Raw genomic sequence first — 4,247 nt, 5'->3', positions numbered from 1 at the left:
CGGCTCACCGGGCAGCTCGCCGCCGCTGAACGTGCCCTGGAACGGTTGGAGATCACCCGGGAGACGGTGCTGGACCTGGCCGCCGAGAACGACGCCGCACCGGCCGAGCCGCTGCCGCCGGGGTATCGGGAGGTGCTGGCCGTGTTCACCCGGGGCGGGAACGGGCTGCACGCCAAGGACGTGTGCCGGGCGCTGGGTGGCGGCACCGAGCCCCGGCATGTCGAGAGCATGCGGGCCCGGCTGAAACGGCTGGTAGAGCGGGGTGTTCTCACCGAGCCCGATCCCGGCCTGTTCGTCCTGCCCCAGCCCGACCCACCGGCCACCCCAGAGATCAACNCAAGCTGAGGCCCGACGAAAGCGTGCAGAACGCCCACTTACGAACAGTGCGCCTGGCTCGCCCGGGGGATCTCCCAGGCCGGCAAATACAGCCGCGGGCTGTGCGTCGCGGTCCGGGAAGAAGACCGGCACAGCGCCCATGCCGACCTGCCCCGGGAGAACATCGCGACCCGGCTGACAGCGGAGCAGTTCGAAGACTTCCCGCAGTACGGCAACGTCCTTGTCGTACCTCTGCAGATCGTCGCCCGCGGGTTGAACATCGTGGTCGGGACCCGCTCCGCGGTCCGCTCGGTCTACCTGTGCGTCCGCCCGCTCGCGCTACTCGGCGAGCCCGCCGAGATGTACGGCAGCATCAACGCCGCCGGCCTACGGGCGCTGCCCCCGGGAGGGAGCGCCGACCCCGCCCAAGCGCTCGCGGAGGCCCGCACGGCCGCCTGGGAACGACTTTCCCTGCTGCTACGGACCGCGCCCCAGTTCACCGCGATGCACAAGCCGCTCCAGGAAGAGATCGTCGCGGGCGTCATCGTCGATCTCATCCAGCTCGCCGGCCGCGCCCGGCGCGGCGGCGGCGACGCCGTCCTGCACCTCGTCGACTACGCCTTCCACGAGGACACGTGGAGTTCCGACCTGGAGACCATCCTGCGCCGCATCCACTCCCAGTGGACCCCCGCGGTGCGGACACGGATGAACGACCTCTACGGCGAAGCGCTCAACGCCTTCCTCGACTACGCCGGCATCCACCCCAACACGCCGTGACATCCCTGAGAAGAGGACCCGTGACCCCGCCCGCGCCCGGCAAATACCTCAACACGCTCGCGTTCCGCTGCACCCCCGCCCTCGTCGCGGACGCCGCGGTCCATGTCCGGCATCTCGACGAGGAGACCTGGAAGCTCTGGGACGATCTCGACCGCCAGTGCAAGCGGCGGTACCGCAACGACTCGGCGCAGGCCCCCTACTCCATCGCGACCCTCGTGCTCGGCGTCCTCAGCGGCGGCTACGTACACTTCGAGCCAGACAGGCGGGCGCCCTTCCTCGCGTCACGAGAGCCCCTCGACGGCCGGCTCCTGCGCAGGGTCTTCACCCTCACCCACGGACTCGCTCTCGGCGACAAGATCGACGTCATCGATCTCGCCACCCCGCCGGACCTCGCGAAACGAATCGCCGACCTTCCCGAGCAGCACCACCTGTTGGCCGACCAGCTTGCACCCCGGTCCGGCACACAGCCCGACACCCCCAACTGGGTCTACAGAACGGTCNCCTGGGACCTCGCACGGCGCCTCGCTGCCGAACCGTGGGCGATCTCCGACAGCCGGACAGTGACGCTGTGGCCCGACACCGCTGGAGGCCTCGTCACCCTCGATGACCCCTGGGAGAACGACCGCGGCGGCCGGTTCGCGCTCTCGCGCACGAGGCTGGCCCTCAAGACCCTTCCGAACATCACCAGCCCGCTCCTCCTGCTCACGTCTCGGGTCACCCGCATCGCCGACTCGCTGATCTTCTCCAAGACCGCGCTCGCGCAGCAGCCAGGGGTCGGGCGCCCCGTGCTGGAACTGGAACTCGACGGCCGCGGCGGAGCCCGCACCATCAACCGGCTCGCCCTCGACGCACTCGGCCGACTCGACATGGACTACTCGATCCTGCGCACCATCGCCGCCCGCTCCACCCGTGAGCAGGAGCTCCTCGCGCAGGCGCGCGCCGAGAACAAACCCGCGCGGTTCCCCCGTGACCGTCCCGAGCAGGTCTGGCCCATCCGCCCGACGAGCGCCTCGTTTCCCATCGGTGTCGGCACCGGCATGCACCACCTGCGCCGACTCCGCGATCACGCATCCCTGGTGTTCGCCGACGCCGCCGAACCGCTGGAGTCGCGTGAGGTACGCATGCAGTTCCCGCGCCGGCCCACAGACCCGGAGCNGGTGTCCGCTCGAGAGCGTGCCCGCCGGAAGGAGGAACGCGCGAACAGCGGCGACAGCGGTCCGCTAGCAGAGCCCGGAAACGCCTTCCCATCCCCGAAGGCCATCGTCGCCTCCGTCAAGGCCGCCGGCTTCGACACGCTGCGTATCGCCTGCCTGTGGTACCGCGACGAAACCCGTCTGCGCATGCTCGACACCCTGCGCAGTGTCTTCGCACTCGACCAGGGGGTCCTGGACCCCCAGGATGGCCAGGATCTCGAGCTCCACCCCGGCACGATCAGCGCCGTCTTCCACCAGGCGGGCGAGTTCCTCCGACCGGGCCGCGCCGCCAGCCGCGAAGAAGCTCTACGCAACAGCCGGTTCGCATTGGAGTCCCGGGATGGCGTTCTCGTCGGCGCCTGGTGCGAAACCGAAATGCCGACCGCGGAAGACGTCACGGACGCCGACGCCGACGATCTGGACGCGAAGCACCAGACCAGAGGCATCCTCTCTGCCCTCGGCGTGCCCACCCAGTACCTACGTGGCTCGGACGAAAAAGGGGTGATCCAACCCAAGGAGGGCCGGGATCACCCCGCCGAGTGGGCGCTCCTCGACCTCTACCGCTCCCTCGGCATCATCGACGACCGCATCGCGAACGCGCTGAAGCCACCCGCGACCGGCCACCCGGTCGACCGCGTCGCCCACGTCGGTATCCACGTCCGCCAGCAGAATCGCCGCAAGGGCGAGCGCGGCCGACCAAAGGTCGTCATCACCGCGTCGGCCCTCGTCCCGCCCTCCGACCCGGCCGGCGCCTGGACCCTCCTCGGCTGGAGCTCCACCCGGCCCGAATGGCAGCCCTACCGCACCGCCCAACCCGCTTTCCATGCCACTGCCTACCCGGAAGGAACAGACAGCAGGACCTACCGGCAGCGGTGGGACGAGGCTGCGGACATCGTCGAGCGCGCGCTGCAAGACCTCGCCGACGAGCTCGACGGGATCCCCTACGCCGTCACCGTCGACGCAATGGCCTCCCGGCGCATGTGGCACGGCCTCCAGAACATTCACCAAAGTGCCTCCGCCGAGACCCGCACGAGCCGCTACTGGCTACCCGGCAGCACTCTGCACCGAGACGACCGACCCCAAGCGGTCATCCGCGTGAACATCGAGGACGACGAGGTGCCGCCCCCAGTCAGCACCACCCGCGTCTCCAAGGACCTCGACAGCCCGCCGACCGACGGTGAGACTGCCACCACCCTCTACCAGGTCACCACCAACTTCGGTACACCGGTGTGGATTCTCTGTAACGTGCCCCGTAGCTACGATGGCGCTGGCGCCGGCCGCCTCGGCTCCAAATACACCCGTTGGGACGCTCGCCGCTCCGTCTGGTCAGACAACAAGGCAGAACGACGCAAAGGCGAGATTGACCAGAACTGGTACACCATGACCGCAACAGAGATCTACCCGCTGGCCTACACCGACGCCGTCCCCGCGGACGCCTTCGCAATCGCGACCGCGAAACTCTGCCACCAGACGATCTCCTGGTCCGACCGCATCCNCCACCCAGTACCGCTACACGCCGCGAAACAGATGGACCTCGACCACCCGCAGTACCGCCGAACCGTCCAGACAGACGACCCGGAGCCCCAATGCCACTTCCACTAAGTCGATCAAGCTGCTACCTGGGGTTTCGTGGGGTTGGCGAGCCTGATCGTGGGCGGGGCGTGGTGGCGGAGGCCGCGCTGGCCGGGTTTCTTGACCGGATACTGGTTGTGGCGCGCCCGGNGGACGACGCGGGGGTAGGTGCGTTCGCGGCGGGNGTTGAGCCGGGNCGGNCGGGNGNTGTCGGNGGNGGNCTCACCCTGAGTGCGTGCCCGCTGGTCAGGGGGAAAAAGCCGGGTCGGTGACGACCCGGTCCCGGATGATCCTCACAGCGCGTTTGAACTTGATCCGGTCGGGGTCGATCCCGGCGGCGGTCGCGGCCTGGCAGGTCAGCGCACTGATCGCGTGGTGGGTGAGCAGGTA

At 69.2% G+C, this 4,247-nt stretch carries 3 protein-coding genes; all 3 read left to right on the top strand.

What is annotated here, in order from left to right; genetic code table 11:
- The coding region (locus tag CED_RS20920; protein ID WP_035913624.1) for a hypothetical protein at window positions 1–345 on the top strand (345 nt) is incomplete at its 5' end.
- Window positions 346–588: 243 nt separating this feature from the next.
- Window positions 589–1,092, top strand: coding sequence for a hypothetical protein (locus CED_RS24095; protein ID WP_035734670.1), 504 nt, complete (start codon window positions 589–591; stop codon window positions 1,090–1,092).
- 20 nt (window positions 1,093–1,112) lie between these two features.
- A complete protein-coding gene (locus tag CED_RS24500) occupies window positions 1,113–3,887 on the top strand; it encodes an RNaseH domain-containing protein (RefSeq protein ID WP_160172424.1) in 2,775 nt (924 codons plus the stop codon).
- The last annotated feature ends 360 nt before the right edge of the window (window positions 3,888–4,247 follow it).

The sequence above is a fragment of the Frankia sp. CeD genome (assembly GCF_000732115.1).
Lineage (GTDB): Bacteria > Actinomycetota > Actinomycetes > Frankiales > Frankiaceae > Frankia > Frankia casuarinae.
The sequence above is the reverse complement of the archived record's forward strand: the minus strand, read 5'-3'. Positions and strand labels throughout refer to the sequence as shown.